Raw genomic sequence first — 25,908 nt, 5'->3', positions numbered from 1 at the left:
TTCAAATTATCCTTACTTATTTTAGCATAAAACCCAGTTTCATAATAGAAGCAAATTTAGTGAAGGAAAAATTCTTTGCTTGCCTTTTCCTTACTAAAGACTCCGTTCCACCAGCTCAATAAGGGCTTGTTTAAACGTTGTTCTATCTTTGTCTGTAAAAGGTTTAGGTCCTTTCGTTCGGCCACCTTTTCGCCGAATTTGGCCACTAAAATAGCGTTGTTCTAACAAGCCATCAATATTTTCTTTCGTATATTGATAACCTAGTTGATGTAAAACTGACACTCCTTTTGGCAAAACCAAGGAAGCTAAGCCATAATCTTGTGTAATTAAAAGATCCCCTTTTTTTATTAACTGCACAATTTTAAAATCAGCAGCATCCGCTCCTTTATCAACATACACAAAAGAGACATTTTCTGGATAATCTTTTAAGGAATAATGATCTACACTAGTAACAATCACCACATCCAAAGCTTTCTCTACAGCGACTTCAATAACCGTCTCTTTCACAGGTGAACCATCGCCATCGACAAAAATTTTCATTCATTTCCCTCGATTCTTCCTTGCTCTAACCATTTGGGATGACGTTGAAAGTAGTGTTGTAATTCGTCAAAAACGACTTCTTTAACCACTTCATATAACTCTGTATTTCTTAAAATGGTTTTCGTTGCATCCGTGTAGCGGGGCTTTGGTATCGTAATGGCTAAAACAAAATCAAATTCTGCTAAAAAACTATCTGCTGTCACAGATAATGAATAATGTTGCTCCTCTAAAAATTGATTGAAGGCGGCCACTACGCCATCAAGAAAGCCCTCATAGTGGGTTCCGCCAAGACTGGGATAATGCCCATTAACAAATGTTTTTTGCACTTGCGGCGCATGATTTTTACTCAAAATAAATTGAACAAGGGCCAATTCTGTTTGCTTGGCTTGAATAATCGGTGCGGCTTTTCTAGTTAATGGGTTATCTTTTTCAAATAAATAATTACTTAAACCTTTAGGGTAATAACAAAGATTTTTTTGTTCCTCTTCTTGTGTTAAGAGAATCTTTAAGCCTGGATTCAACATGGCAATCTGTTGACATTGTTGTAAAACACGCATATAAGAAAGTGATTCTGTACCAAAAATTTGCGTATCTGGCCAAAACAAGACTTCAATTCGTTCCTGGGTTTCTTCAATAGGTAATAATAATCGTTTTTTCAATTGCCCTTGATGATAAATAAAAATAGTCCGCTGTTTTTCTTGATCGATACTGATTCCTACTTGTTTTGAGAAGGCTTGTAAAACAGATAAATACAGAAAAGGTGGTTCTAAATCGACTTGCTTTTGTTCAAAAACAAGCGGTCGTGTGGAAGATACCTGAAAAGAGATTTGTTGACGCGATAACTGTATAGCAATTTTCCCTTGATTCTTTTCAATGAAAAACTCTAATAAACCGTTAATTGTCTGAACAAGTAAATTTTCTAAGCCGACTAAGCCAGTCGTTCCAATGAACGCTTCTGGTCGTTTTTGAATCCGTTCAATAAATTCATCATTTTCTAAAACTGTTAAAAGATGTGCAACACTCATCCTGCTGCCTCCTTTGCAATCTGTTTCTTTTAATTATAATGAAAAAAAGACCAGAAGAAAAGCCACACACGACTTTTCTTCTGGTTTTCTTCTTTAACGAATTAAATCAAGATTCGGATGTTCAAGAACGTGATTCACTTGTTTGACCGTTGTCAAAGGAATATCTCCTTGAATCGTATGTGCAAGGACCCCATTGACTGTGGCAAAGGTAACTGCCTTTTCTAACGACCAATTTTGGCTATAGCCATATAAAATTCCCGCCGCATAAGCATCACCAGCGCCAATTCGATCAAGATTAAGAAGCGGTCTTTTTTCACTCTGTTGGTACTCATTTTGGGTATATAAATACCCACTTAAGTAGTTTTGATTTTGGGAATGACTTCTCGTTGTCCCAGCAAACCATTCCAAATTGTATTGAGACATGAAACGCTGAATCAGTTCAGTTTCTTGTGCCTCACCTTCTAAATCTTCTCGCGGAATGAAACCTAATAGCTCGACCAAATCACGTCGACTGCCAAAAACAATATCACAATAAGGTAAAATGCGTTCGTACTGTTGACGCATAAAGAGTGCGCTATTTGCTGTATTCAAACTAGGTCGATAATTAAAGTCAAAACAAACTTTCTTTTGACAGGCATGCGCCTTTTGCGCAAGTATCAAAGCAGCATCACGAGTTTTTTCAGTTAAACTTAACGAAATACCACAAATATGCACCATATCTACTTCCGCTAAAAAGGCCTCAAAATCGTAGTCCTTCGCCTCGCTGATGCCAAAAGCACTCTGATGGCGATTTTGATAAGTTACTTGTGTGGGGCGGATTCCATAACCCATTTCTGCAAAAAAACTACCAATATGGTCGCCCTTTTCTCCTACCCATTGATCTGAAATTCCTAACTTCCTTAACGCTGCTTTGCCAGCTTCACCAAGACGATTGGCAGGTAATTTCGTAATCAATGCTGTTTCTAGTTGAAAATGAGCCAAATTTGCTAAGAGATTTACGCCAGTCCCTACAAAGTTCATTCTTAACTGCTCTGTTTGTTCTAACATTAGATACTCTGGCGGAGTGAAACGAAGCATGACTTCACCAAACGCAGCAATTTTCATCTTTGCCACCTACTTATTCAATGTGTTTTTCATCATGGTTAGTAACGTTTTCACGTCTTCTGTTCTAGTGTCCCCTGTTTCTTGATCGATAATTGAGCTGTAAACATGAGGAATGATTTTTTTAACGCCGGCATCCACCGCAATTTGAACAATTTCTTCAAAGTTTTCTAAATCAATGCCCCCTGTTGGCTCTAAATAAAAGTCATACTTGGCACAAGCTGCTGCTACTGCTTGGTATTCTTCTTTGTGAGCCAAGCCTTTCATCGGGAAATATTTAATGGAACTGCCTCCCATGTCTTTCAACAATTTGATGGCGGTTTCGATAGGTACTTCCGCCGCTGGCGCACCCGAGCTTAACGGACCTGTCGCAATGTTGACATAGCCAACTTTGCCTGTGGGTGAAACCAAGCCATTAATTACTGTTTCGTCTTGACGAAGTAAGGCCCGCGAAGCGCCGACACCTGTGAAGACTTGGTTCACGTGTTGCGGTTGTAAAACTTCTGATAAGCGAGCCACCATTTGACTTTGATTTGGATCACCAGCTCCTAAGCCGATAGATAAAGCGTTGTTGGTTGCTGCTTGGTATTTTTTCATATCGTCAATGGCTGCTTCATCGGTTTCATAGTTTTTTGAAAGAACGCCTAACACAACATGCCCTTCTGCTGCTTCATAACAGGCTTGGGCATTTTCTACTGAATTGGCTAAGACGTTTAAACAAATGCGTTCTTCTAAATAATTAGGTTTTAATGACATGACTTATTTCTCCTTTGTGTCCATAATTTCTTGTAATCGTTGCACGATTTTGTTCATTTCTTCTTGATTGACAGAACGAATGTCAAACTCAATAATGCCATTGTTGGCTTGATATTCACGCGTATAAATGGCCGGACTTTCTGCTTTTAATGCTTGGATGACTTCCTTAGCGGTTTTTCTGCCGTCCACTTTGACACTGGCGCGATAAATGTCTCGTCCGGCGCCATCTTGGACGATTTTGGCGGTTAAATCTGACAAGTTGTTGATGGCTTCAACAAACGGTTTTAAGCGCTCTTGCATCGAAGACCCTGATTCACTGCCATGCGCCAAGTATTCTTCCACTGCTTGGGTAAAGCCCAGGATATTGTCTTTGCCAATTTTCATTGCTCGACCAATGCCTTTTCCTTGTAGGCGCACCCAGTCAATGTATTCTTTTTTCCCGACCACTAAACCGGCACTTGGCCCTTCAATGGCTTTGGCGCCGCTGTAAATCACCAAATCAGCGCCTGCTTCGGTGTATTTGAAAAGATCTTCTTCTGCTGCCGCGTCAACAATTAGCGGCACCTTGTGGCGTTGCGCCACTTTGGCCGCTTCGGCCACCGTCAGCATACTTTTTTGCACGGTATGATGGCTTTTGATGTATAGAATGGCCGCTGTTTTTTCGGAAATCATCATTTCCACGTGTTCTGGACTGCACATGTTGGCGTAGCCAGCTTCCACCACTTGGCCGCCGCCTTGCGCTACCATGACTTCTACAGGCGTGCCGTAGTCCACGTTGTGCCCTTTAGGTAAAACAATCTCCCGCTGTTCAATTTTTTCTGTATAGGGATGATACGCGTGGTACAAGCTGCCTTTTCCAATCAAGGCAGCCACCGATTGGGCAATCCCCGCCGAAGCCGAGGAAACGATTTGGGCATCTTCTACCTTCAATAAGTTGGCTAAAAAGGCCCCTGTTTGCAGACTAAGTTCACTCATTTCAAAGAAATGTTCGCCGCCGAATCGTTGCGCCGCGAGGACTGCCTCCGAAACTTTGGAGACACCTAGAATGGTCATTTTCCCAGAAGCATTGATGACTTCTTTTAAGTGAAATTTTTCGTAACTAATTGTCATAGATTTGTCCTCCAATAATTGTTTTGATTGGGCGAATTTGCTCTTTGGCTACTCGTGTCAATCCATTAGAATCAGTCAATGTTTTTTCTTCTGCTTGAATCGTGAAAATCGTTAAATCAGCATCTTTACCTATTTCCAACGTGCCTTTTTGAGCTAAATGGAAATTCTCAGCAGGAGCCTTGGTTACCTTTTCAATAATTTCTGGCCAATCATAGCCGACCACACGGAGTTTTTCCATCGTTGTGGCTAAATCATAAACAGGACCATTTTCTCGGTTACGGATGTAGATATCTGTGCTAATTGATGCAGCTTTCATTCCCTCGCGCAACGCTGTTTCAGCTACGTGAAAATTGAAACTATCCGTACCATGCCCGATATCAAATACGACCCCTTTGTTGTACGCTTGCCAAGCGAAATCTTTTATTTTATCCGTTGCTTGGTCTAAGATGCCATTTTCTTTCCCATTAAAACAATGGGTTAGGACATCCCCTTTTTCCATCAAGGCTAAAATTTCATCTAGATGAGGTGGTGCTGATCCAATGTGAACCATTAAGGGAATTTCTTGGTTCTCTTGCTGAATCTGTTTGGCCAATTCTAAAGGCGTAATGCCGTTATCGCCAATAACGGTCCTACTCATACGGGCTTTAATCCCTACAACAAAATCTGGTAATTCTTGAATCGCTTTTTTGACTAAACTCGCTTGTACTTTACTTAAATCTGCGAGTTCATCCTGAGCAACGATGCCCCATTTAGAAATATTGACTAATCCAAAAACATTTGTTTTTGCTTGCTGCGCTAAGTCATAAAATTCATGAATGTTTTCAGCACCTGTTGTCCCAGCATCAATCACTGTCGTAACACCCTTTTTGACCCCAATTTCATCTGGATAATCATAATAAAGAGCCATTTTTTCAAAACAATGAACGTGATCATCTATCCAGCCTGCGGATACATAAGTACCTGGTTCTAAGTGGATAGTTTCTTTTGCAGAACCTGAAATAGTTGCTGCAACAGCAGCTATTTTTTTCTCTTTAATTGCAATTTCAACAGGCATACCATCTACTGTCTGTCCATTTTTTATAAGTAAATCGTAGTCCATATTCTTCCCTACTTTTCTATAAATCTAAATTTTGTCCAAGGCTTAATGAATTCTAATAATACAAGTTCTTCTTCTATAATACGCCCTACTCGGTTTTTGCGTGAGTCTTGATGTGGTTCTAAAACGACTTGTAATTCATTTTTGTATTTTCCAAATGCATCATTTCCCACAACAACATCTCCAGGTTGTAGCATTGCTTGATTATCATGTGGGGGATTAGCTTCATTCTTATATTTTTTACGCACTTCTGTGGAACGAATCATCTGCTGAGTGATATCTCCACGGCGAAAATGTTGATTTTTTGTTACGATTTCTTTTTCAATTTCAGAAGTCGCTTCTTCAAAAACAATGGTCAATTCTGTTTGATAACGATTCAACTGACCCAGCGCTTCCAATTCTTCATCGGAAGCATAAGCATTTCCAATAACAACATCATCAATTAAATTTGTTGCAAATAAATGTTTAGCTTGAACAGTGACTGGCAACTGTCTATGCATTTCTAAAGTAGGTAGCCCATCATTCACATCCCAAGGACCAATTTCACCTACCTGTGATGAAATAAAAGCAGCTGTCCGAATCCCTTCCTTTTTAAAGCGGATGCTACATTTTTCAAAGAAATCATACGGCAATGCAGTTCCCGCTTGTGGATAAAAGTTATGACAACCATATAAGAAAGGTCGATTCGCTTCATACGTCAAAATGTTATCAAGATAAGCAACATCATTACTCATATTCAACTCAATAGCCACGCCGAATGGATTAAACGTCAACATGGCTTCTTTATTTCCATCAAACCCTGTATCCAACCGAATCCCATCAGCTCCTAATTCGCTGAAAAAAGTCAAATCATCATATGAAATTTCCAATTCATCAAAGATACTTGGAACGACATCTAAAATTGTTTCAAATCCTAAATTTTTCGCATAACTAATTAATTCTTTAAATTTTTTCTGAACCGCTTCTTTGCCATCGGTCACTTCTAACATACTCATAAAAATTCGAGTAAACCCACATTCGCTGGCTTTTTTTAAATACGCTTTATCTTGATTGATATCACTATGATCTGGATAAACTGATACACCTAATGCTCTTTTCATCTTCGTTCTCACACTCCGCTATTTTCAAATTTATTTCGAAATTTCCAAGCAATCACCGAGCTACACAAGATTGTTGTAGAGCCAACGAGCAATACTGGTTGATTTAGAAATCCGCCAATTATCATGGAAAGAGTAATACAAACTGCCGTAAAAACCAACGTCTTTACCAAACCAAATTGATAAACAACAGTAGGCAACTGCCCTTTTTCTATAATAATTTGACTAACGATAAAAAAGAAAATGAACCAAATAATCATCTTATACGCTCCTGACTTTCTTCTCTGACTTAGAAGGGGCAGGATATTCATATCAGAACACCCGCCCTAACATTTTTTAATTTTTTGCTGCTTGTTCAGCTGCTAATTCTTCTGCTTCTTTATCCAATTGTTGTTTTTCATAAACTTTGAAAAATGGATAGTAGATAGCCATTGTAATTAAGAAGTTAACAATCACTAATACTGCGGCCGAGAAACTCCAATTGGTACTCATCCAAGCAGCAATTGGTGCTGGAATTGCAAACGCTAAGCGTGCAGCCATCATCGGAATTATATTAGCGACTGTTAAGAAATAAGATAACGTTGTGGTAATTAACGGTGCCACGATAAACGGAATACCTAAAATAGGATTCATTACGATAGGCGTTCCAAAAATAACTGGTTCATTAATATTAAACAAGCCTGGTAAGAACGATAAACGGCCAAGACTTTTCAGATACGTTGATTTAGAAAACATCATTAAAACAACTAAAGAAAGCGTAGTTCCAGCGCCACCAATCCAGATAAACCATTGTAAAAACTGTTCTGTAAAAATATTAGGTAACTGATGAACGTTTGCGCCATTGGTAAAAGCTTCAAGGTTTTCTGCAATCGACATATCCCAGAAAGGACGAATAACTGGGCCCATAATCGCTGGACCATGAATCCCTAAAACCCAGAAGAAACAGATTAAGAAGACTGTTAGTAAGCCGCCAAATAAACTGTTACCAGCAAGGATACCTTTAAGTGGCATTAATAACGTACTCAAGAAACCATTCAAATCAAAACCAATTACGTGGCGAATAACCCAGAATAATAAAAGAATAACTGCTCCTGGAATTAACGCAATAAATGAATTTGACACTTCAGGCGGTACGCCATCTGGCATCTTAATCATAATATCTTTTTCAATAAAGAAGCGATAAATTTCAACAGATAACAGCGCTGTTACAATCGCACCAAATAAAGAAGCTGAACCTAAATTTGCTAAATTAATATAGCGCCCTGCTGTAATGACGTTGTCAACATCTTCAAAGACACGTGTTGGTGGTGCCGCTGTTACTAAAAAGGCCATTAATGCTAAAATTCCGCACGTCAAAGAGTCAAGCTTATAACTTTTGGCCAATGATGAAGCAATCCCAAATGTTGCATAAAGTGCAAGTAACCCCATCGTATAGCGGGAAGGAATATCTAAAATTGCTTGATAAGGTTCAATCAATTTTGTGTATGCCTCAATTGGAATATTTTGAAAAATTGTAAAGAATGAGCCCACAATTGTTAAAGGCATCGTTGCAATTAATCCTTTTCTAATCGCTGTCATATGGCGTTGCGAACCAAATTTATTCGCAATCGGCATTAACTTAACTTCCATCCACTGTACAAAACCATTCATTTGTTAATTCCTCCGTTCAACTAATAAAAATAATAATTATTTCGCATTTATAATAACATAGTAACATTATAATGTAAACGCTTATTCTTATTTGTGACAGAGAAAGTGCAAATCAAAAGGCTTTTTCTTATTATAAAGAAACCGGAAATATTGCACCAAAAATCATTGCGCCTAAAATTGCGCCCCCAGCGATTGGTTTTTTCCAAATGTAAAAACCTAAAGCTCCTAATGTGGCACCAATCCCAATAGGAATCGAAGCACCCGCCGCACTCAAAATAATTAACGGGCCTAAGAAACGTCCTGAGGCATTACCAGCACCCATCATCACATCCGCACCAAAAGTGGAATTTCCTTGATTGATAGTAAATTTCCGAATCAACACAATTACGCCACCAACTGCTAATCCTAGTAGCGCACCTGTTAAAAGTGCTAAGCCAAAGTTTTCTACAGGTGCTTTAATACCCATGCTGAGGAAAATTGCAGGTACGCCAATCCCAATCCCCGTTAAAATTGAGCCACCTAAATCTAAAATCCCGACTAAAGAACCTTCTAAAATTCGTGCAAACAGGAAACTTGCACCAAATGCTGCGGCAGCGCCATAAGAACCACCATCTAAACCAGCTTTTAGCATCGCAACAATTGAAACTTCATTAAAGGCGCCCACACCATAAACTACATACATATGTGTTCCTGCAAAAATTGCCGCTGACATAATCCCGACTAAAATGGGAAAGCCCCAATCAGCATACCAAAAACTTTTGCCTTTTAAACCTTCTTGAATTTCTTGTTCTTGTTGTGCCCATTCATTTTTTTCTTGCTGTTCCATCTATGAGACCTCCTTTTTTCTATTTAACGGTGAAGACATTGTGTAAATTATTTAACCATTGAGGAATAGACAAGCGGAAACTTTCGATCATTTCTAAGTCGAACCCTCGGAAGAAGCCACTTAAAATAAATAATAAGATAATGGCACCAAGCATGCCGCGTGTCATTCGGGTCCACCCTAAATCATCGACACCTTTACCGATTAAGATCCCTAATACAACTCCTGGGACAGCATTGCCCATGACTAATTGAGATAATCCGCCAAATAACGTTCCCCAGAAACCCGTCCGTTTTCCTGCATCTAAAGCCGCTAGCCAGAATAAAACGGGCATCACAGTATTGATTAAAATCGTTGCTGCAGGTACCAACACCGCAACTGCTGTTACTTGTAGCGATTCTGGAATTGCTGCAGCTGTACTATTTAAGAAAGCCACAGTCGCCATTCCTACAAAGGCCCCGACAATCCCCATTTTTTTGGGATTATGCATCGTTTTAGTGACATCTTTATCCTTTACCAATAAAATTGCTGCAGCCCAGTTAGGCACAATCCGGTGGGTCACATCTTGTGTAAAAGCCCCTGCTCCGACGGCCGAAGCCCAAGCATTAAAGAAAAAACCTAAACCAAAAGAAAAGTGTGATGCTGGATCTCCTTGTGCCGCGTTCATTTCTCCTAATGTTCTAAATGCCCCTAACCCTTGCGTTTGTGGTGCATGAAACATCCGAGCAGCGCCTGCGCCAGCTGCAAAACCTAGTAAACCACCAATAAGCAATGACTTCAGCAAAATGATTACAAATTCCATTCCTTCTTCCTCCCTTTATACGCCTCTTTTTGAAAGAAACGGAACTACTACTGCGTTCGGTTCTTTAATTGTTTCCGTTAAAAAATCAACTTCTTCGACTGCAATGGCTTGGATTTCCACTTCTACAGCTAGTTCGACATGATAAATCACTCTCTTTCTAGGAAAGAAGAAGAACAGAAATTTTTCTGTATAAACTTGTTCTTTTGCCTGACGAATAGTTACTTCTTTCGGTTCAATCCGGATGAGAACCTCTGTTGTTTCTTTTAATACTTTTTTTGAAACATCATTCAATGCACTTGCAAAAGCTTCATTCTTCTTATTACCTTTTCCAGAAACAATCACGGTTTGTGTTGACCGTTTTGTGGCATCCATAATTACCGCTCCTTTCTAAGTTACTACTTTCTATGCTCCGTGTTTCTTAATAAATGCTTCAGTTACTCGTTTACCAAGTTCTTCCTGATCCATAAAACCAAATCCAAGAACAGTTTTCCCATCGTTAATTGCTGTTACCCCTTCTTCGATTGATCGCATGCCATGTCTTTCGGGATACCCGTATTTGGTAGCAGCCGTTAACGCTCCTGCACCACCACTGCCACAGAAAGAAATGCCTAAATCAGCCTTTTCTTGTTGCATCACATCTCCTAAACGCATATCAGCGCCCATTCCTGGAACAACAACCGCGCGACCACCGGCTTGCTCCACTCCTTTTGCAACATTTTGTCCTTTTCCTAAACGATCTGCGATAACTACTGTAATCATAACTTTTCCTCCTATTAATTGTTTTGTTTAGCAACTTCAAAATGAACAGCTAAAACATACCATTCATCTTCTGATAACTGACCAATTGCTTCTGTTGTTTCTTGTGCAATTTTCAACGTTTCTGGTGTTAGTTCCGTAAATAACGTCCGATCAACACCAGATAATGTCGTTCCTTCTCTTGAACGATTCAGCATCTCATTGAGATGGTTAATCAAAATCGTCCACTGTAATTCCGTTGGTTCAATTTGTGCTTCTGCTAATCGCGCACTGGTTTGTTTGATAATCGATTGTAGCTTTTCTGGTTCAGCACTTTGTTGAATGATCTCCTGTGCTTCCATTGCTAGTTCCATCCTCTTCCTCCTTTGGTTGTTCTAAATAATTAAGTAATGCTGAAATTTCAGCATGATTGACAGGTAACTCATTTTTAGCAAATAAACATTCAATTTGCCGAATTTCTTCTTGCCTTTCATGAGATACTTCTCTATTACAAGGAATCTCTTCGTATTGTTTATTAAACGTAATCCGATGTGTCATTAATAAAACGTGCAGTAAAAAGGCTTCTTGATATTCGCTCAGTAACTTTGTTTGAAACATTCGTTTTAACTCTTCATAAATAATATACGCTTTTACTAACAAATCTTGGCTTTGTATCCGTTCATTTTTTTCAATTACATCAGATTTCGTGGAGCGAGCGGTACCTTTCCCTTGACGTTTCCCTAATAAAATTTTATCGACCTCTTCCCGAATCAAACTTAAGTCTGTGTCCGTCAACAATGGACTAACTTTAATAAATGGGTATGTCATTTCTTCAATTGGGAAAATACTCAATACCAAATCGGGCTTTTCTGCTTGAATCACTTCAGTTGCATTTAAAACAGAAGCAAATCCTGCGAGTTCAACGTTTGGTACTTCCTCTAAAATTTTTTGTTCAATTAAACTGGTCACACCTAAGCCCGTCGAGCAAACATACACAATCCTAACAACTTTAGCTTCCTGCTGTTGTCGTTCCTGAGCTGCCAAAAAATGCAACGCAATATATGCGCAGAAAGAATCGTTGACTAACAAAACAGAACGTTGAATTAATTGTTTACAGGCACTTTGAATAGCTAAAAATAACGCTGGGTGTTTTCCTTTGATTTCTTCAGAAAACGGATTGTATTCATTAATAAATAAATGTTTCTTTGTAAAACGTAAGGACAGGTGTGCAAACAAGTTCGTAAATAATTGGCGATCATTTACAAAAGGATAATCCAGCTCTTTTGAAACGCTTTCAATCACTTGCTTTGTTAATTGAACCATATCTTGCCGTTGATGGGTTCCGAATAAATCACTATAAATATAAAAATATTCATCCGCTAATAAAGGCAAGTCATACCGTTCAAACACCTCTTGTAAAAGTAAAAGTGGTACTTCGTTCCGTTGTTCAAAGCGTGTTTTTTGCGATAATACTCGGTAAGTCCCAATTGTATGTGCCATCTGCATACGTGCTGCGGCAATTGCCACTCTCAACGTAATAGATAATATTTCGGCATAATCAAATTGATTTTGATCGAGTGGATTAATTAAATTTCGCATTTTTTTCAATGCACTACGATAACAACCTTGAAACAATGTCCCTGACCCAAATTTAATTTTAGGGATCTTTTCAGCCCCTTTTGTCTTTGTCACATAGTTCATAATTTGGTAAATATCGTATTCTGTAAGTTCTTTTTGAGTGATAAATTCCATCAGTAATCGTACATTGCTTTCTTCACCACTAATTGTAAACCCTTGCCGTGCTTGGCGAATTAAGGTTAAATCATATGCTTTCAGCAACCGTTCGACCTGTTCCAAATCACTGACAATTGTGTTTCGACTCACTAATAATTCATCTGCTAGCTGCTGTGCCGTTAAGTACCCTTTGACTGACAATAACTGAAAAATCAATACATTGACTCGTCTTTTTTGATCAGGATAGGTTTCAAATCGATCGACATCGATAATTTCATTTTTTAACAGTAAGCGTTTAGAGTCAGGTAAATCTAGCCAGATTCCCTTATTTCGTTTTGAATAAAGTGTCTCATCGTGCTGTTCAAACCAAGCACGAATATCTTCTAAATCATACTTAATTGTTCGAACGCTGACAGTAAAGTTCTCAGCTAATTCTTGCGTGGTAATACTCCCTTCCAAATCCAAAAGCATCAATAAAATATTTATCGCTCTTTTGGACAACAACACGGTCATACCTTGTCACCTCTTTTCTTTTCCCTTTACACTTAAAACTATAGCGTTATTTTATCTGTTCCACAACACAAAAAAGTTGCACTTATAAAAGTGCAACACTTCTCTTCTCATACAAAAAAATCCCTTAACAGTAGTAACTGTTAAGGGATACCACACTATTTATTTGCATAAATAGACAGAAACCTTCTCCACAAAAGTATTCTGTCCGACACGTTACAAATCCGGTAACTGATAGCCGTACTATCTGGTGTCGTTGTGTTTGACAATCACTAGCCGTCAAAACGGAATAGCCGAAGCTATCTGATTGAGTCAACTCGTCGCATAAAACACACTTTAACACAGAATAGTTTGGATAGCAAGTGATGGTAATTATTCGTTATCAAACCATTCTTGATAAAAACTTTCAACAATTTTAACGGTTGCTATCGTTAATTCCTTCGTCATTACGGGGCTAGTTAACTTTTTATCTTGTAAACATTGATTCACATGATTGATTTCATAGGTAAATTCACTAGTGAATTGTTCAGACCATTTGACAGTGTTGCCTTGAGCATCTGTATAATAAGCACAGTCTGTTTTCCAGAAATTAGGAATAACGATTTGCCCTTTTGTCCCACAGATGGTCATTTCACTAGGTATCTTTAAACCAACATTAATAAAAATATTGCCCAGCGTCCCTTCAGCAAATTTCAAAGCTAAATTACATTGACTATCCGTCGCCCCTTGCTGATATGTTGCGGTTCCCGTAACCGCTTGAATCTCTTTCCCTAATACGTATTGTAAGTATTGTAATGGATAACTTCCTGAGCCATGAAGCGCTCCACCACCCGCTTCTCTCGAGTAAAACCAGGGAATATGGTCCACATTGGGATAGGCAGTAACTGACTGAACCCATAAAATCTCTCCCAATCTCCCTTCTTGAATTGTCGCCTTTACTTTTTGGGTAATTGGTAAAAAGACAGACTTCTGAGCTTCCATTAGAAAAACCCCTTGCTCCTGTGCGATTGCGAAGAGTTCTTCTGCTTCAGCAGTATTTAATGTAAATGGTTTTTCCAGTAGGACGGGTTTTCCTTGTGATAACGCAAGCTTAGCTGCTGAGTAATGTCCTTGATTGTAGGTGGGAATATAAATAATATCAATTGTTTCATCCTTACATAACTCTTCATAACTGCCATAAGCCACCGGAATCGCTAATTCTTTAGCCATTTTTTGAGCATTCTCTAAACGCCTTGATGTAATCCCGCGCACTTCAGCTTGCGCGCTTTCTCGAAGCCCTGCTACAAATCTTGGGACAATTTGGGCAGTACTCATAATTCCATAACGAATTTTATCCATGTGATCGCCTCCTCTTTCACTATACGAGAAAAACGAATATTTGGAAACCATTTCAACAAAAAAAAGAAACCGTTTCCCCAAAACGATTTCTTTATATGTAAATTAACGGATACCAACGCTAACTTTTAAAGCTTGATTGACCTGTTCCATCTCTTCACGAGAAAGTTGACAAACCTTGTGTAGCATTCGTTCTTTATCCAATGTTCGAATTTGTTCTAACAAAATAAGTGATGGCGTCCTGCACTCGTTATGGGGAATTTCGATGAGGACTTGCGTTGGTTGCAGCCGCTTGCTTACGTTACGGGTAATCGGTGCAACAATCAACGTTGGACTAAATAAGTTACCTTTGTTATTTTGAATAATCAGGACAGGTCGAATCCCACCTTGTTCGGAACCAACAACTGGTGAGAGATTCGCATAAAAAACCTCACCTCTTTTTATCATTCAGATTCCCTTCCCTCCTTTTCCTTTAAAAAATTATAGCATATTGTTTCTTGCAATATTTTCAACTTTTTAGCTATCCCTTAAAATATTTGATAAAACCACCCTTTAAAAGTCAAAAAAAGCTTAAACAGTCGACTCTGATATAGAGACGGCTATTTAAGCTGACTATTACATTTTTGTTAAAATACTATCCACTTTTGTATTAATTAAATCAATAGCTACGTGGTTTTCGCCACCTTCTGGCACAATGATATCTGCATAACGTTTCGTAGGTTCAATAAATTGGTGATACATGGGCTTCACGACTGTCAAATATTGTTCAATCACAGAATCCAACGTACGGCCACGTTCTTCCATATCACGCTTGATTCGACGAATAATACGGATGTCATCATCTGTATCCACATACACTTTAATATCCATTAAATCCCTTAAGCGGCGATCTTCTAAAATTAAAATCCCTTCAAGAATAATTACTTCTTTCGGTTCTTGTATCACCGTTTCTGTACTTCTTGTATGCGCAACGTAGTCATAAACTGGCTTTTCAATGGCTTGATAGTTTAACAGTTGTTCAACATGTTGAATCAATAAATCTGTATCAAACGCAAAAGGATGATCATAATTGGTATTTAAACGTTCTTCAAAACTCAAATGGCTCTGATCTTTATAATAAGAATCCTGTTCTAACATCATAATTGAATGATCGGGAAAATTATTAAAAATCGCACGGCTAACACTGGTTTTTCCGCTTCCTGATCCGCCAGTAACACCAATGATAATTGGCTGACTATCTTTCATGTATAAACCTCTTTCTTTTCAAAAACTTCATTGTCTTTTACTATTATAATGAAAACTCTGAAGAATGCCAGACCTTTTCCAAGACTTTTCATGTGATTTTTATCTTCTTATGAAAAATCTGCCCACACTTCTTTCAATTACAGTATACTTATCAATAAAAGGAGAATCCTACCTATGATTAAAAAAGTCAAAAAAGAAGCACTTACAACTGCGCATTACGCTCTTCTTTATGAGGCAGATCCATCAAAAAAAATGGTGGCAGATTACATTACCCGCGGTATTTGCTTTGACTATCAGACTGAAGAACTTCAAGGAATTTTAGTCCTGTTGCCGACTCACCCACGGACATTGGAAATCGTAAACATCGCTGTCTCAGAAGAAAGCCGCGGGCGGGGCATCGGGCAAGAATTATTACATTTTGCCATTGATTTTGCCAAAAAAGAAAAGTATGATTACTTGGAGATTGGGACTGGGAGCACAGGCTTTCAACAGCTATATCTCTACCAAAAAGTCGGTTTTCGAATGACACATATTGAATCAGATTTTTTTATCCATCATTATGATGAGCCCATTATAGAAAACGGCTTGCCTTTAAAGGATATGGTTCGCTTACGGTTACATTTAAGTTAAAAAAACAACATTTCCTGTACAGGAAATGTTGTTTTTTAATGCCCAAGAATTGATAACAACTCATCTAGCTGTTGAATCGTATAATTGGGTTGAATGGTTGGTGTTGCTGGAGCGGAGGTCGGATTGAGCCAAACAGTTTGAATTTTCGCTTGTTGGCCTCCTTGAATATCTGAATGCAAAGAATCACCAATAATCATTGTTTTTTCTCGACTAAAATTAGGAATCCGCTCAAAAACAAAATCAAAATACTCTTTCATCGGTTTTTGATAACCCACTTCTTCTGAAACAAAAATATCTTTAAAATAAGGCATTAATTTCGACTCTTCCAACCGACGATACTGTGTTTTTGCCACTCCGTTTGTCACAATATATAAATCATAATGGGGTGCTAATTTTTCCAAGATACGTTGACTATTGCCAAGCAAGTCATGTCCTTGACTTAAATATTCTCGGTAGTTTTCTCCCATTTTAACGCTATCAACTTCTCGATTAAACGCGTCAAACAATAAACCAAACCGTGTATCAAGGAGAACATCTTTTGTTATTTTTCCTTCTTCAAATGAACGCCATAATCCTTGATTAATTCGGTGGTATGTTGACTCGACTTCAGATGTAAATGGTACATTTTCTTCTTCAAATAAGGCATGGAGCGCCTTCTTTTCAGCCAATTTAAAATCTAACAATGTATCATCAACATCAAAAAGCAATGTTTTCATTTCCGTTCCTCTTCTCTTTTCAAATTACTCGGTAACGCTTTGCTTGTTTGTTGTTTTTCAATAAAAAAATAAGGCAATAGCAATTGTAACTCTTCTCTTGTTAATGAACGATAAGCACCTAAAGGTAATTGCGGATCTAGCCGCAACGGCCCCATAGTTTGGCGTTTTAAAGCAGTCACTTTTTTCCCCACAGATAAAAACATTTTTTTCACTTGGTGAAATTTTCCTTCTTGAATAGTCAGGAAAACATGACTCTCCGTTTCAGTCGCTGCAAGAACAGTTATTTTTGCCGGCTTACATTGAATGCCTCCTTGCAAAACAATCCCATCTTTAAATTTAGCACAATCTTCTGCAGAGACCAAACCATTGACTTTCACTTCATAACATTTCGCTACTTCTTTATTTGGCCGAATTAATTGATACCCTAATTGTCCATTATCTGTTAATAGAAGTAACCCTTCCGTATCGCCATCGAGTCTTCCCACTGGATAAAGACCAGGGCGTCTGTCTTGCGGCGCAATCAAATCAATGACTGTTTTTTTAGATGCATCTGAGACAGCGCTAACCACACCTTTTGGCTTATTCAACATGTAGTACACATGTGTCTTATGCGAAATTAATTGTCCTTTTACTTTAATCATTTGTAATTGCGCATCGACATTTTGACTTTCATTTAAAGTCACGATGCCATCCACAGTGACCTGCTTGCCTTTGATTAATCGTTTCACCGTTTTGCGTGATCCAAACTGAAGTTCTTCTAGTAATTTATCTAATCGCATTGTTCCGCTCCATTCTGGTATTAGTATAGTGGAATCCGTTAAAGATGAAAAGTGGAAAAAGGTAATTCCTTGACGTATAAAAATATAAGTGTTACGGTTAATAAGTAAAGTAAATAAAGGTTTCTCAAAAACAGCGTAATGACCTGGGAGAGAACAACGATAACAATGAACCATTCCCATGAGTGTTGCCTGGCAATATTTGTGGGGATTTTTTGATTATTGTTAGCATTTTTCTAGACAAGAACAACTGAAAAAAGAGTTTCTTTTTTCCATTATGTTTTGTTTCTGAGTTTAACCAAATCACTCATTATTTCAAGGAGGAATTAGGTTATGTCAGTACAATTAGAAGTTAAAGAAAGAGCTATCCGTCCACGTTCACTAAGAAATCAGCTACGTCACGAAGGGAAAGTACCTGCCATTGTTTACGGTTACCAAATTGAAAGTACACCAATCTATTTTGAAGAAAAAGACTTATCAAAAATTTTACGCGAACATGGTGCTAACACCGTTATTAAAATGACAGTTGATGGCAAAAACATCAACACATTAATGTCTAAAGCACAATTAGATACCTTTACTGGTCAAATGCTTCATGTTGAATTCTTATCTGTAAATATGAAAGAAACAACAGAAGTCGAAGCAGAAGTTCAATTAATTGGTGAATCTGCAGGTGTGAAAGCTGGGGGTACCTTAGCTCAAAACTTGTACACTGTTTTAGTGGCAGCCACACCAGATAAATTGCCAGAATCAATTGAAGTAGATATTACAAACTTAGAAATTGGTGATGCTCTTACAATCGCTGATTTACCTGAACACAAAGACTATGAAATTTTAACTGATCCAGAAGAACAACTAGTTGCTATTGTTGAAGCACAAACTGCTCCTGAAGAAGAAGAAGGAACAGCTGCTGAAACGACTGAACCAGAATTAGCCGAATAAAGAGTACACTTTTGTTCAGCTGATTCTCTTACGTTTTAGAAATGGGATGTGCGTTGAAACAACGTACGTCCCATTTTCTTTTTACTGCATGTCTTGATTTCTTCACATAAATGATGACACCTGCAAAGCTAGGAAGCTACAGAGGAATATTAAATTTTTGCTAATCTACGCAATATTTTCAAACGAAACAATTTCTTTTTTTAAAATTTGCAGTATACTAAAAGTAAGTAAACAAAAAGGAGGTCATCCATATGTTTGAACGTTTTGATAGTGACCGTAGCCGCTATGCTTCATTAGGTGTTGTTTCTAGCTTACCTAGTGGCTTAATTGATAGTATTTGGTTGATTATTGACTTAAATCTAAAAGGGGTTATCCCTTTAAACGACTTACTTCACTTTGATTTGTTGAACAATAATGGCAAAGTGACTGTCCATTTTTCTCAAGAAAATAGTTCAGTAGAAATGGCCATCGACTTACCATTTAGTTATTCTACGGCATATCCGTCGCGAATTTTTGCTTTTGATGATGGCCATCGTGAAACGATTTTATTACCTGCAGAAATGTTAGAATCTTAAATAATTTCTACAAAGTAGCCTCAAATTCCAGTTTTAATCGGAATTTGAGGCTACTTTAATTTCTTTGAGTTATTCTACAATAATTTGTTTACTACTTCCTGCGGCATTTTCAAAATTAATAGTAAAGGTTTCTGTTGCATCATCATAAGTGATTCCGTCACTTTGACTAATTACTGTGCTGTAATCTTTTGGTATTTTTAAAGTCAGTGTCTTAGTTGTTTGTGTGGGATCAGAGAAAGTATACGTTTTTTGGTGTTGTTGTGTCTTTCTCATTAAAGAAATAGCTTTATTTGAGGTAATCCCTGCTATTGTACCGCCAGTTTCTGACCAAATGTTAACCCCAAGATAGCCTTCTTCTTCTTGCTTAACTGCTTGAATTTCTTCTGTATTTGAGAGAACTTCTACTGTTTTTTTGGCCGCATATGTTTTTAAATCAGTTTCATCGATTCCTGGTAAAACTACATAAGCATAATGCTCGTTCGTTGGGTGTTGACCATGTTGAATCGTAAATGTTCGATAATCACCTACATATTCTTTATCACTTGGAAATGCTTCATTAATTGCTTTATAGGTTCCTTTTCTAGTTTCACTTTTAACATTAACCGTTGTTTCTTCTGGAAAATAATAACCCATATTAGCATTGGAATGATCCGACTTTAGTAATAACCATTGTTTTTTACTCGTTTCATTTTTCTCATGAATCTCCCCAATATTTGATAGCACTTGATACTGATACGCATCATTTAACAAACGATTATCAACAACTGTCTCAATCGAAGCCTCTGTATCTCCTTTAATTCCTGCGCCTAATGCGATAATTTGCCCATTTAATACAAACCAAGATTTTTTAGCTTGTAGGTTCATAGGTAAAAGTTTCCCATTATTTTTGGTCCCGTCTTTATTAAGAGCCATTCCTACTACTGCCTGATTGTCTGACGTTACTCCACCAACCCATTGCTCTTTCGATGTGATTGTTGTAAATGCTGAAACTTCATCTGCCAAAGAAATGGTATCTACCGTTGTTCCTGGTAATCGATAGGGATCTACAGTTGGCCAATAGCTGGAATTAAATTGAACCTCGTCATCATTATATACGTACATCATTCCGTCACCAGTGTGCCAGCCACGTTTATTTTCTTTATTCCCTGCTTCAAAAGATGCAGTGCGCTTTGAATACAAGCCTAGCCCAAACATATAACTAGGTGTTCGTTGGACAAATCGATCCATCGAAGCATAAAGTTTCGTGCCTGTAAAAGGAAGTTGCCCTCCCGTAATTTCTGGATTAGTTAAAAGTTGCATAGTCATCTGTAAATCATTAAAATCACGAGCATTTGTCAAATAATAATCTGGGTTCTCCTTCATCCAATATTTAACGGCTTCTTGAAATTTCTTTTGATAATTATTAGGGGCAAATTTAGCCACAATTAATAAATTATACATGGTAGTTGAGCCATAGCCTGTTTTTCCAACTGCTGGGGCTCTTGAGATGGAACGGCCATTCACAGTTGGTAGCATTTCACCTTTATAAATCAAAGGAAAAAAGGCACGATCAACATTTTCAACAAATTCTGTCACAAGAGTTGCATCCATTTGAAAAGATGAATCTGCTGTAATGGCCAAAATTTGTCCAACCCCTTTCACCAAAACATTGCCATACGAACCTGTATAAGGAATGTTATTGTGCTGGATAAAAGAACCATCTTGGTAAAAACCATCACCTTTTGTGACTAATTTAAATACATCGACGATACTACTGGATGCTTGGTTAATTTTCCCGCTATCCTTTTGTAAAATTCCTAACCCCAAAACAGTTAAAGCTAAGTCCGTTCGGTTCGCTCCTGATGTCACAAAATTTGGGATAAAAGCTAAATCCACAAACGTTCCTTGTGGTTTTGTATACAACTGTTTAAACGGATCTGGGACATAACTGCTCAGCGCATTTGTATAGATTTGTTGCTTTTCCGGAGAAACTTTATCCTCTAAAATCATTAGAATATTAAGAAACTTCTGTGGCACACCAATTTGCCAGTCCCACCAATTTCCGTGGTACTTTTTCCCATCATATCCTTTTTGCGTTACCATAAAATCTAAGCCATCAATAATGGTTGCTGCCAATTTGTCATCTTGGTAAAGCGTACTCCCCTTCGTTCCATAGGCTAACGCTAATTTTTGCAATTTGGTAAATTGAGTCGTTAAATCAGCCGATGGCGTATTGCCAGGCTCTAGTGGCCATAAATAGTTGCGGTTCGGCTCTTTATTCATCGTTTGATCGAGTTCTGTTGCTTCATTGGAGATTTTTTGGACGTAGTCTACAAGCGCTTGGTTAGTTGAATCATATTCTTTTGAAACAAGCTGATTTCGCCATTTTTCTTTTAATTCTCGGTACTCTGCAGATGAATCGATAACAGGAATGCTACCAACGGAGCCACTTTTCATAGAAATGATATTCAGCTTTGAAAGATTACCAAATAGTCTAATTCCTACAGCACCCGTCCAGTCATCATTAATGGACGTACCATCAGGATAATGAACCTCTTCATTTTCATAAAATAATTGATCATTCAGGAATGTCTGAATTTTTTTCCCATCATAGCGAACCAGCAGTTTATATTGTTGGCCACTTAGTAATGTTGGTCCCGGAATATTAGTTAGCCATTTACCGCCTGGTTGTCCTAATTGCCAGCGGCCGTCACGATTATAAGCAAAAGATTGCCATTGACTCGTCTTTTGTTTATCTCCGCGAAAAACCAATCCGAAGTTACTTTGCCCTTCATATAAAAAGGTTAGTTCAAGATCTCCTGAAGATTGTTCGCGTGCATCAAGATTGATAGAGACAGATTCGAGGTTTGCCCCTTGCTTCGTGTTTGCGATCCATAAACCAGCAGAATCATTCTTTTTTTCTGCTGTTCCCACCAAATCTTGCCAATTTCCAACTTGATTGGGGAAATCTGAAATGTAAGAGGGTTGCTCAATCGTTTGGCTCGCTTCGTTTTCTTCTGCAAAAGTAAGAGTGGTTCCCATAAATCCGCTCGTCAAAGCAGTAAACAGTCCGACCAGCATTAACCATATTTTCCTGTTTTTCATTCTTTCTCCTCCTAAAAAATTATTGTAAAACGCTTACATCCAAATTAGAGAAAAAGAGTGAAGAAAAATACTTTCTACACTCTCCGACTCTCTGAAAATCACTTAATATACTTTTTACGCCAAAATACCAAAGGCACTCAAAACAATCGATAAAATTAAAATAATCCAAATCACTCGTGTGGAATTTAGTTTCTTTTGACCTAACATCCAATAAGTCAAAAGAACAAGTAAGATTGGAACTAAGGAAGGCAAAATCGCATCTAACGTATCTTGAATAACTAATTCGACCCCGTTCTTTTTATAAACAAAAGGAACTGTCGCCTTGATAACTGAAGGAATTAAGGCACCAATCACAGTCACACCAAGAACAGTTGCTGCATTCGTAAAGGCAGATAACTTGTCTTTTAAGGTCGTCACTAGTTTGACCCCTTGCTTATAACCAAGTGGTAAGAGCGCGGCCCGACCAAACAATAGTGCAATATTTGCAATAATCCAAATAACACAGCCCACCACCGAACCATTTTGAGCCAGTGTCCCTGCAACAGAGCCGAAAATCGTCCCCCAAATAACGTGGAATAAAGAGTCTCCAACGCCTGCCAAAGAACCCATCAGAGCTGTTTTTAGCGCAATAATTGTTTCTTTCGCTTTATAGCCATCTTGCTCTTCAATCGCAACATCAATCCCCATAATTAAATTCCCAAAAATAGCATTGGTGTTAAAAAATTGATTGTGTGTGCGCATCATATCTTGAAATTGTGCTTCATCATGACCATAGAATTTTTTTAAAACAGGTAAGATGCCGTATAAATATCCTGAACTCATCATACGTTCATAGTTCCAGTTTAATTGGCTTCCTAAAATATAACGCCAGCTAATTGCATTTAATTCTTTTTTTGTCAGTTTATGCTTACTCATCGCCGTCATATCCTCCTTCAAAATCACCATTTCCTGTTGTTGCTTGCGTCGTGCTTTTTGCCCCATCACGTTTAAATACAAGCATCGCTGCTACCATCCCAACTATCGAAACACCTAACATTGGAACTTTTAAATAAGCCGCTAAGAAAAAGCCTAATAGTAAATAGGGGATATATTGCTTCGTTGGCAAGTAACGTAATAAAATTCCTACACCGACAACAGGTAATACCCCTCCAGCTGTTTTTAAGCCCGTCATTAGCCATTCTGGCATGTTATCGGTAATCGTTGTTACTACAGCATCCCCCGCTAATAACATTAATAAAATCGGAATGGCACGAGACAGTCCCCATAGAACAGAACCAGATAAAACTAAGCGTGGAATCCGTTTTACTTGCATCTTATCAATCGCTTTATCGACACTATGAAGTAAAAAGACATTACAAAAACGGGCCACTACATCTAGTTGCAACATCAACAGAGAAACAGGAACAGCTAAGCCAATACCATACTCCGCTCCTTTTCCAGAGATTACAGCGAAAGCGGTTCCTAAAACAGCCCCTGTGAAATAATCAGGTACCGATGCTCCACCAAAAGCAGCAATTCCTAAACGCATTAATTGAAGAGTGCCGCCAACCATTAAACCAGTTTTTAAATCTCCCATAATCATTCCAGAAATCATTCCAGCAATAGCTGGTTGCGTCAACGTATTTGAAATAAGTGAGTCATTAATAGCAATAAACGCATAAATAGTAATTAAAATAATTTGATACGCTGCTAAATGCATTGAAATTTCCTCCTAAATTTAAAAATATTCTTTCTTAGTCTGACTGTTTTAGCCGCGTAATTTTTTCATAAAATCAACGACTGGATCGTTTGGAACTAATTGGGCTGTCACCGTGACGCCTTTTGAAGCGATTGTTTCAAAAATTTGTTCTTCTTCTGGTAAAACTTGAATACTTTTTGTTACTTCGCGTGCTCCTTCTTTGTAACTCATATTCCCAACATTTACAGTTTTGATAGGTCCTTGCGCTTCGATAAAGCGGAGCACATCTTTCGGATTTTTAAATAATAAAAATAAACGCTGTTTACCATATTTTCCTGATTGAATATTTTTAGCGGCAGCTTCTACTCCAAGAACAGATAAACGCATCGAAGAAGGCGCTGCCATTCTCAAAGATGATTTTTGTAAAGGATCTGTAGCCGCCTCATCATTGGCTACAATTATTCGCTGTGTACTAAGACTTGTCGACCAAATTCCCGCTACTTGTCCATGAATTAACCGTTCATCAATCCGTGTGTTTACAATATTTTCTTTTCCAGCATATTGACTATAGTTACTTAATTCTTTTTCTTTGCTGGCTTCTGAAATCTCTTGTTCTGCTTGATTCATTCCAGCCTTTACATCAACAATATTTTCTTGTGCTAAACAAACTAATTCTTTAATCGAAGCCTGTTGATTAACCACTGCTTCAATCACAACAGAGAGTGTCATCCCTGCAATAATTTCCACTCCGTCAACGTTCAAATAATTCTTAGTTGCCACGTTACATGGCGTTCCTCCTAGTAAATCAGCAATAATCAGTGTCGTACCGTTAAGGGCTTTCATTTTTTCATTTAGCTCTTTCTCAAATTGAAGATTGTCACTATCTGGTCGTAATGAGACTGTATGCACGTGTTCTTGCCGACCAACGATCATTTCTAAGCTAACTTTGACGCCTTCAGCCATGCTACCATGACTAATTAATACAATGTTTTCCACGAATTTCCCTCCCTAGATGTAGGTGACCCTACTTAACATGTTATGTTCTCTACGAACTTACTATAACACATACTAAGTTATCCGTAAACCTAATATCTTAATATATTGAATTTATTTTTTTGAATTCTTTAAATAAAAATTGTCTTTCCTCTTTTTCAAAGTGTTTGCTAAAGGCTAGTTAACATGTTATGCTTAATTCATTCGATTACTAGAATGGAGGCAATCGCATGTTACCTAAATATGAACAAATTAAACAAGACCTTTTACGTGAAATAAAAAATCATACCTTTATTCCTGGTGATAAATTTTATTCTGAAGCCGATATTAAACGAAAATATGCTGTTAGCTCTATCACAGCTGTCAAAGCACTGAATGAGCTGACCAGTGCAGGTTACTTGTATCGTATCCAAGGAAAAGGGACCTTTGTTTCGAAATCAAAAGTTTCTCAAAATGTAAAATTTTCTGATATCGAGTTGCATTCTTTAGACTCTGAAAAAGTTAAAGTCCTTTCAATTGAAGAAGAAAATCAAGCCGAAATTTTAAAGGAATTAGGCTTACCAGCTAACGCTTCTTATTATAGAATCAAGCGTGTACGCTATTCTGAAGATACACCCTTTCTCGTACATATCACACATCTTCCCAAAAAGCTTGTTAAAGAGCCGCTCTCAAAGGACCTCACAGCTTATGCAAGTGTGTATGAACGAGTCCGTAAAGATTTTTCAGTAGACCTCTTCTCGTTGGCTTCTGTAGAAACAAATGAAATTGTCTTTCCCGAAGATGCTGAGTTATTGAATTTACTTCAATTAAGTTTTCGTGAACCCGCTGTTAAACAAGTTAAACATTCCTATCTCGCAGATGGTAGTGTTGCTGAATATATTATTAGTTATAAACATTGGAAATATTTCAAAACCAAAATAGAAGTAGAAGCCGAATAAATTTCAGCTTCTACTTC

28 protein-coding genes are annotated in these 25,908 nt (G+C 37.9%); 4 read left to right on the top strand and 24 right to left on the bottom strand.

What is annotated here, in order from left to right; genetic code table 11:
- Positions 1–93 precede the first annotated feature (93 nt).
- The 18 genes from IGL48_RS02930 to udk form a co-directional block, all read right to left on the bottom strand.
- Positions 94–540, bottom strand: a complete 447-nt coding sequence (locus tag IGL48_RS02930; RefSeq protein WP_010775653.1) for a YaiI/YqxD family protein — start codon at positions 538–540, stop codon at positions 94–96.
- Entirely contained in the window at positions 537–1,565 is a 1,029-nt protein-coding gene (locus tag IGL48_RS02925) for a hypothetical protein (RefSeq protein ID WP_002363239.1), read from the bottom strand. Before IGL48_RS02925 ends, IGL48_RS02930 begins: the two co-directional genes overlap by 4 nt.
- Before the next feature lie 93 nt (positions 1,566–1,658).
- Complete coding sequence (locus IGL48_RS02920) at positions 1,659–2,669, bottom strand: sugar kinase (protein WP_002358787.1); 1,011 nt, start codon at positions 2,667–2,669, stop codon at positions 1,659–1,661.
- A 9-nt stretch (positions 2,670–2,678) separates the two neighbouring features.
- Positions 2,679–3,422, bottom strand: coding sequence for a 2-dehydro-3-deoxy-phosphogluconate aldolase (gene dagF / locus IGL48_RS02915; RefSeq protein ID WP_010824446.1), 744 nt, complete (start codon positions 3,420–3,422; stop codon positions 2,679–2,681).
- 3 nt (positions 3,423–3,425) lie between these two features.
- Positions 3,426–4,532 carry a DgaE family pyridoxal phosphate-dependent ammonia lyase gene (locus IGL48_RS02910; RefSeq protein WP_010824445.1) on the bottom strand — a complete coding sequence of 369 codons (1,107 nt, stop codon included), beginning with the start codon at positions 4,530–4,532 and terminating at the stop codon, positions 3,426–3,428.
- Positions 4,522–5,631, bottom strand: coding sequence for an amidohydrolase/deacetylase family metallohydrolase (locus IGL48_RS02905; protein ID WP_002373486.1), 1,110 nt, complete (start codon positions 5,629–5,631; stop codon positions 4,522–4,524). Before IGL48_RS02905 ends, IGL48_RS02910 begins: the two co-directional genes overlap by 11 nt.
- Before the next feature lie 8 nt (positions 5,632–5,639).
- Entirely contained in the window at positions 5,640–6,728 is a 1,089-nt protein-coding gene (locus IGL48_RS02900; protein ID WP_010827206.1) for a DUF871 domain-containing protein, read from the bottom strand.
- Between the two features lie 8 nt (positions 6,729–6,736).
- Entirely contained in the window at positions 6,737–7,036 is a 300-nt protein-coding gene (locus IGL48_RS02895; RefSeq protein WP_002363233.1) for a hypothetical protein, read from the bottom strand.
- A gap of 25 nt (positions 7,037–7,061) precedes the next feature.
- The gene (locus IGL48_RS02890; RefSeq protein WP_002358780.1) at positions 7,062–8,375 is read right to left on the bottom strand and encodes a PTS sugar transporter subunit IIC; all 1,314 of its coding nucleotides are present in this window, start codon (positions 8,373–8,375) and stop codon (positions 7,062–7,064) included.
- A 130-nt stretch (positions 8,376–8,505) separates the two neighbouring features.
- Entirely contained in the window at positions 8,506–9,201 is a 696-nt protein-coding gene (locus IGL48_RS02885) for a DUF4310 family protein (protein ID WP_002361314.1), read from the bottom strand.
- Positions 9,202–9,220: 19 nt separating this feature from the next.
- Positions 9,221–10,000: a DUF4311 domain-containing protein gene (locus tag IGL48_RS02880; protein ID WP_002355709.1), complete on the bottom strand. Its 780-nt coding sequence runs from the start codon at positions 9,998–10,000 to the stop codon at positions 9,221–9,223.
- Between the two features lie 15 nt (positions 10,001–10,015).
- Positions 10,016–10,372, bottom strand: coding sequence for a DUF4312 family protein (locus IGL48_RS02875; protein WP_002355708.1), 357 nt, complete (start codon positions 10,370–10,372; stop codon positions 10,016–10,018).
- Between the two features lie 30 nt (positions 10,373–10,402).
- Complete coding sequence (locus IGL48_RS02870) at positions 10,403–10,759, bottom strand: glycine-rich SFCGS family protein (protein ID WP_002355707.1); 357 nt, start codon at positions 10,757–10,759, stop codon at positions 10,403–10,405.
- 14 nt (positions 10,760–10,773) lie between these two features.
- Positions 10,774–11,097 (bottom strand): PRD domain-containing protein, encoded by a 324-nt coding sequence (locus IGL48_RS02865; protein WP_161797703.1) that lies wholly within the window; start codon positions 11,095–11,097, stop codon positions 10,774–10,776.
- Positions 11,063–12,982 (bottom strand): BglG family transcription antiterminator, encoded by a 1,920-nt coding sequence (locus tag IGL48_RS02860; protein ID WP_010824442.1) that lies wholly within the window; start codon positions 12,980–12,982, stop codon positions 11,063–11,065. The genes IGL48_RS02865 and IGL48_RS02860 overlap by 35 nt, the downstream gene beginning before the upstream one ends.
- A gap of 369 nt (positions 12,983–13,351) precedes the next feature.
- Positions 13,352–14,317, bottom strand: a complete 966-nt coding sequence (locus IGL48_RS02855; RefSeq protein ID WP_010824441.1) for a Gfo/Idh/MocA family protein — start codon at positions 14,315–14,317, stop codon at positions 13,352–13,354.
- Between the two features lie 102 nt (positions 14,318–14,419).
- A complete protein-coding gene (locus IGL48_RS02850) occupies positions 14,420–14,761 on the bottom strand; it encodes a type II toxin-antitoxin system PemK/MazF family toxin (protein WP_002355703.1) in 342 nt (113 codons plus the stop codon).
- Between the two features lie 168 nt (positions 14,762–14,929).
- Positions 14,930–15,559 (bottom strand): uridine kinase, encoded by a 630-nt coding sequence (udk, locus tag IGL48_RS02845; RefSeq protein ID WP_002355702.1) that lies wholly within the window; start codon positions 15,557–15,559, stop codon positions 14,930–14,932.
- Between the two features lie 174 nt (positions 15,560–15,733).
- On the opposite strand from udk, the gene IGL48_RS02840 reads away from it, so the two are divergent.
- Positions 15,734–16,189 (top strand): GNAT family N-acetyltransferase, encoded by a 456-nt coding sequence (locus IGL48_RS02840; RefSeq protein WP_010712055.1) that lies wholly within the window; start codon positions 15,734–15,736, stop codon positions 16,187–16,189.
- A gap of 35 nt (positions 16,190–16,224) precedes the next feature.
- On the opposite strand, the gene IGL48_RS02835 is transcribed toward IGL48_RS02840, so the two are convergent.
- Both IGL48_RS02835 and IGL48_RS02830 read right to left on the bottom strand, forming a co-directional pair.
- Positions 16,225–16,905 (bottom strand): YjjG family noncanonical pyrimidine nucleotidase, encoded by a 681-nt coding sequence (locus tag IGL48_RS02835; RefSeq protein ID WP_010712054.1) that lies wholly within the window; start codon positions 16,903–16,905, stop codon positions 16,225–16,227.
- Positions 16,902–17,684: a pseudouridine synthase gene (locus tag IGL48_RS02830; protein WP_002361308.1), complete on the bottom strand. Its 783-nt coding sequence runs from the start codon at positions 17,682–17,684 to the stop codon at positions 16,902–16,904. Before IGL48_RS02830 ends, IGL48_RS02835 begins: the two co-directional genes overlap by 4 nt.
- Before the next feature lie 330 nt (positions 17,685–18,014).
- Between IGL48_RS02830 and IGL48_RS02825 the strand changes: the two genes are divergently transcribed.
- Positions 18,015–18,623: a 50S ribosomal protein L25/general stress protein Ctc gene (locus IGL48_RS02825; protein WP_002358773.1), complete on the top strand. Its 609-nt coding sequence runs from the start codon at positions 18,015–18,017 to the stop codon at positions 18,621–18,623.
- 251 nt (positions 18,624–18,874) lie between these two features.
- Complete coding sequence (locus IGL48_RS02820) at positions 18,875–19,198, top strand: DUF960 domain-containing protein (RefSeq protein WP_002355697.1); 324 nt, start codon at positions 18,875–18,877, stop codon at positions 19,196–19,198.
- A 69-nt stretch (positions 19,199–19,267) separates the two neighbouring features.
- Here IGL48_RS02820 and IGL48_RS02815 read toward each other — a convergent pair whose 3' ends face one another.
- From IGL48_RS02815 to IGL48_RS02800, 4 genes are all read right to left on the bottom strand, one after another.
- Entirely contained in the window at positions 19,268–22,282 is a 3,015-nt protein-coding gene (locus IGL48_RS02815) for a polysaccharide lyase 8 family protein (protein ID WP_010824440.1), read from the bottom strand.
- A gap of 114 nt (positions 22,283–22,396) precedes the next feature.
- Positions 22,397–23,197, bottom strand: a complete 801-nt coding sequence (locus IGL48_RS02810) for a PTS system mannose/fructose/sorbose family transporter subunit IID (RefSeq protein ID WP_002383066.1) — start codon at positions 23,195–23,197, stop codon at positions 22,397–22,399.
- A complete protein-coding gene (locus IGL48_RS02805) occupies positions 23,190–23,981 on the bottom strand; it encodes a PTS mannose/fructose/sorbose/N-acetylgalactosamine transporter subunit IIC (RefSeq protein ID WP_002358771.1) in 792 nt (263 codons plus the stop codon). The genes IGL48_RS02810 and IGL48_RS02805 overlap by 8 nt, the downstream gene beginning before the upstream one ends.
- A gap of 48 nt (positions 23,982–24,029) precedes the next feature.
- On the bottom strand, positions 24,030–24,923 hold the full coding sequence (locus IGL48_RS02800) for a PTS mannose/fructose/sorbose transporter subunit IIAB (RefSeq protein WP_002383065.1): 894 nt from the start codon (positions 24,921–24,923) through the stop codon (positions 24,030–24,032).
- Positions 24,924–25,183: 260 nt separating this feature from the next.
- On the opposite strand from IGL48_RS02800, the gene IGL48_RS02795 reads away from it, so the two are divergent.
- Positions 25,184–25,891 carry a GntR family transcriptional regulator gene (locus IGL48_RS02795; protein ID WP_002366233.1) on the top strand — a complete coding sequence of 236 codons (708 nt, stop codon included), beginning with the start codon at positions 25,184–25,186 and terminating at the stop codon, positions 25,889–25,891.
- Positions 25,892–25,908 lie beyond the last annotated feature (17 nt).

It is taken from the genome of Enterococcus sp. DIV1090 (genome assembly GCF_050537975.1).
GTDB lineage: Bacteria > Bacillota > Bacilli > Lactobacillales > Enterococcaceae > Enterococcus > Enterococcus faecalis.
This window is presented reverse-complemented; position numbering and strand designations above follow the sequence as displayed.

Bases quoted from the DNA above. Each gene is read 5' to 3' on its own strand.
- IGL48_RS02840 (WP_010712055.1), top strand. From the start codon at position 15,734: ATGATTAAAAAAGTCAAAAAAGAAGCACTTACAACTGCGCATTACGCT.
- IGL48_RS02850 (WP_002355703.1), bottom strand. From the start codon at position 14,761: ATGATAAAAAGAGGTGAGGTTTTTTATGCGAATCTCTCACCAGTTGTT.
- IGL48_RS02930 (WP_010775653.1), bottom strand. From the start codon at position 540: ATGAAAATTTTTGTCGATGGCGATGGTTCACCTGTGAAAGAGACGGTT.
- IGL48_RS02895 (WP_002363233.1), bottom strand. From the start codon at position 7,036: ATGAATATCCTGCCCCTTCTAAGTCAGAGAAGAAAGTCAGGAGCGTAT.
- IGL48_RS02865 (WP_161797703.1), bottom strand. From the start codon at position 11,097: ATGGAAGCACAGGAGATCATTCAACAAAGTGCTGAACCAGAAAAGCTA.
- IGL48_RS02820 (WP_002355697.1), top strand. From the start codon at position 18,875: ATGTTTGAACGTTTTGATAGTGACCGTAGCCGCTATGCTTCATTAGGT.
- IGL48_RS02900 (WP_010827206.1), bottom strand. From the start codon at position 6,728: ATGAAAAGAGCATTAGGTGTATCAGTTTATCCAGATCATAGTGATATC.
- IGL48_RS02830 (WP_002361308.1), bottom strand. From the start codon at position 17,684: ATGCGATTAGATAAATTACTAGAAGAACTTCAGTTTGGATCACGCAAA.
- IGL48_RS02910 (WP_010824445.1), bottom strand. From the start codon at position 4,532: ATGACAATTAGTTACGAAAAATTTCACTTAAAAGAAGTCATCAATGCT.
- IGL48_RS02795 (WP_002366233.1), top strand. From the start codon at position 25,184: ATGTTACCTAAATATGAACAAATTAAACAAGACCTTTTACGTGAAATA.
- IGL48_RS02800 (WP_002383065.1), bottom strand. From the start codon at position 24,923: ATGGCTGAAGGCGTCAAAGTTAGCTTAGAAATGATCGTTGGTCGGCAA.
- IGL48_RS02835 (WP_010712054.1), bottom strand. From the start codon at position 16,905: ATGAAAACATTGCTTTTTGATGTTGATGATACATTGTTAGATTTTAAA.
- udk (WP_002355702.1), bottom strand. From the start codon at position 15,559: ATGAAAGATAGTCAGCCAATTATCATTGGTGTTACTGGCGGATCAGGA.
- IGL48_RS02855 (WP_010824441.1), bottom strand. From the start codon at position 14,317: ATGGATAAAATTCGTTATGGAATTATGAGTACTGCCCAAATTGTCCCA.
- IGL48_RS02885 (WP_002361314.1), bottom strand. From the start codon at position 9,201: ATGGAACAGCAAGAAAAAAATGAATGGGCACAACAAGAACAAGAAATT.
- IGL48_RS02890 (WP_002358780.1), bottom strand. From the start codon at position 8,375: ATGAATGGTTTTGTACAGTGGATGGAAGTTAAGTTAATGCCGATTGCG.
- IGL48_RS02810 (WP_002383066.1), bottom strand. From the start codon at position 23,197: ATGAGTAAGCATAAACTGACAAAAAAAGAATTAAATGCAATTAGCTGG.
- IGL48_RS02870 (WP_002355707.1), bottom strand. From the start codon at position 10,759: ATGATTACAGTAGTTATCGCAGATCGTTTAGGAAAAGGACAAAATGTT.
- IGL48_RS02815 (WP_010824440.1), bottom strand. From the start codon at position 22,282: ATGAAAAACAGGAAAATATGGTTAATGCTGGTCGGACTGTTTACTGCT.
- IGL48_RS02905 (WP_002373486.1), bottom strand. From the start codon at position 5,631: ATGGACTACGATTTACTTATAAAAAATGGACAGACAGTAGATGGTATG.
- IGL48_RS02925 (WP_002363239.1), bottom strand. From the start codon at position 1,565: ATGAGTGTTGCACATCTTTTAACAGTTTTAGAAAATGATGAATTTATT.
- IGL48_RS02805 (WP_002358771.1), bottom strand. From the start codon at position 23,981: ATGCATTTAGCAGCGTATCAAATTATTTTAATTACTATTTATGCGTTT.
- IGL48_RS02920 (WP_002358787.1), bottom strand. From the start codon at position 2,669: ATGAAAATTGCTGCGTTTGGTGAAGTCATGCTTCGTTTCACTCCGCCA.
- IGL48_RS02880 (WP_002355709.1), bottom strand. From the start codon at position 10,000: ATGGAATTTGTAATCATTTTGCTGAAGTCATTGCTTATTGGTGGTTTA.
- IGL48_RS02875 (WP_002355708.1), bottom strand. From the start codon at position 10,372: ATGGATGCCACAAAACGGTCAACACAAACCGTGATTGTTTCTGGAAAA.
- IGL48_RS02860 (WP_010824442.1), bottom strand. From the start codon at position 12,982: ATGACCGTGTTGTTGTCCAAAAGAGCGATAAATATTTTATTGATGCTT.
- dagF (WP_010824446.1), bottom strand. From the start codon at position 3,422: ATGTCATTAAAACCTAATTATTTAGAAGAACGCATTTGTTTAAACGTC.
- IGL48_RS02825 (WP_002358773.1), top strand. From the start codon at position 18,015: ATGTCAGTACAATTAGAAGTTAAAGAAAGAGCTATCCGTCCACGTTCA.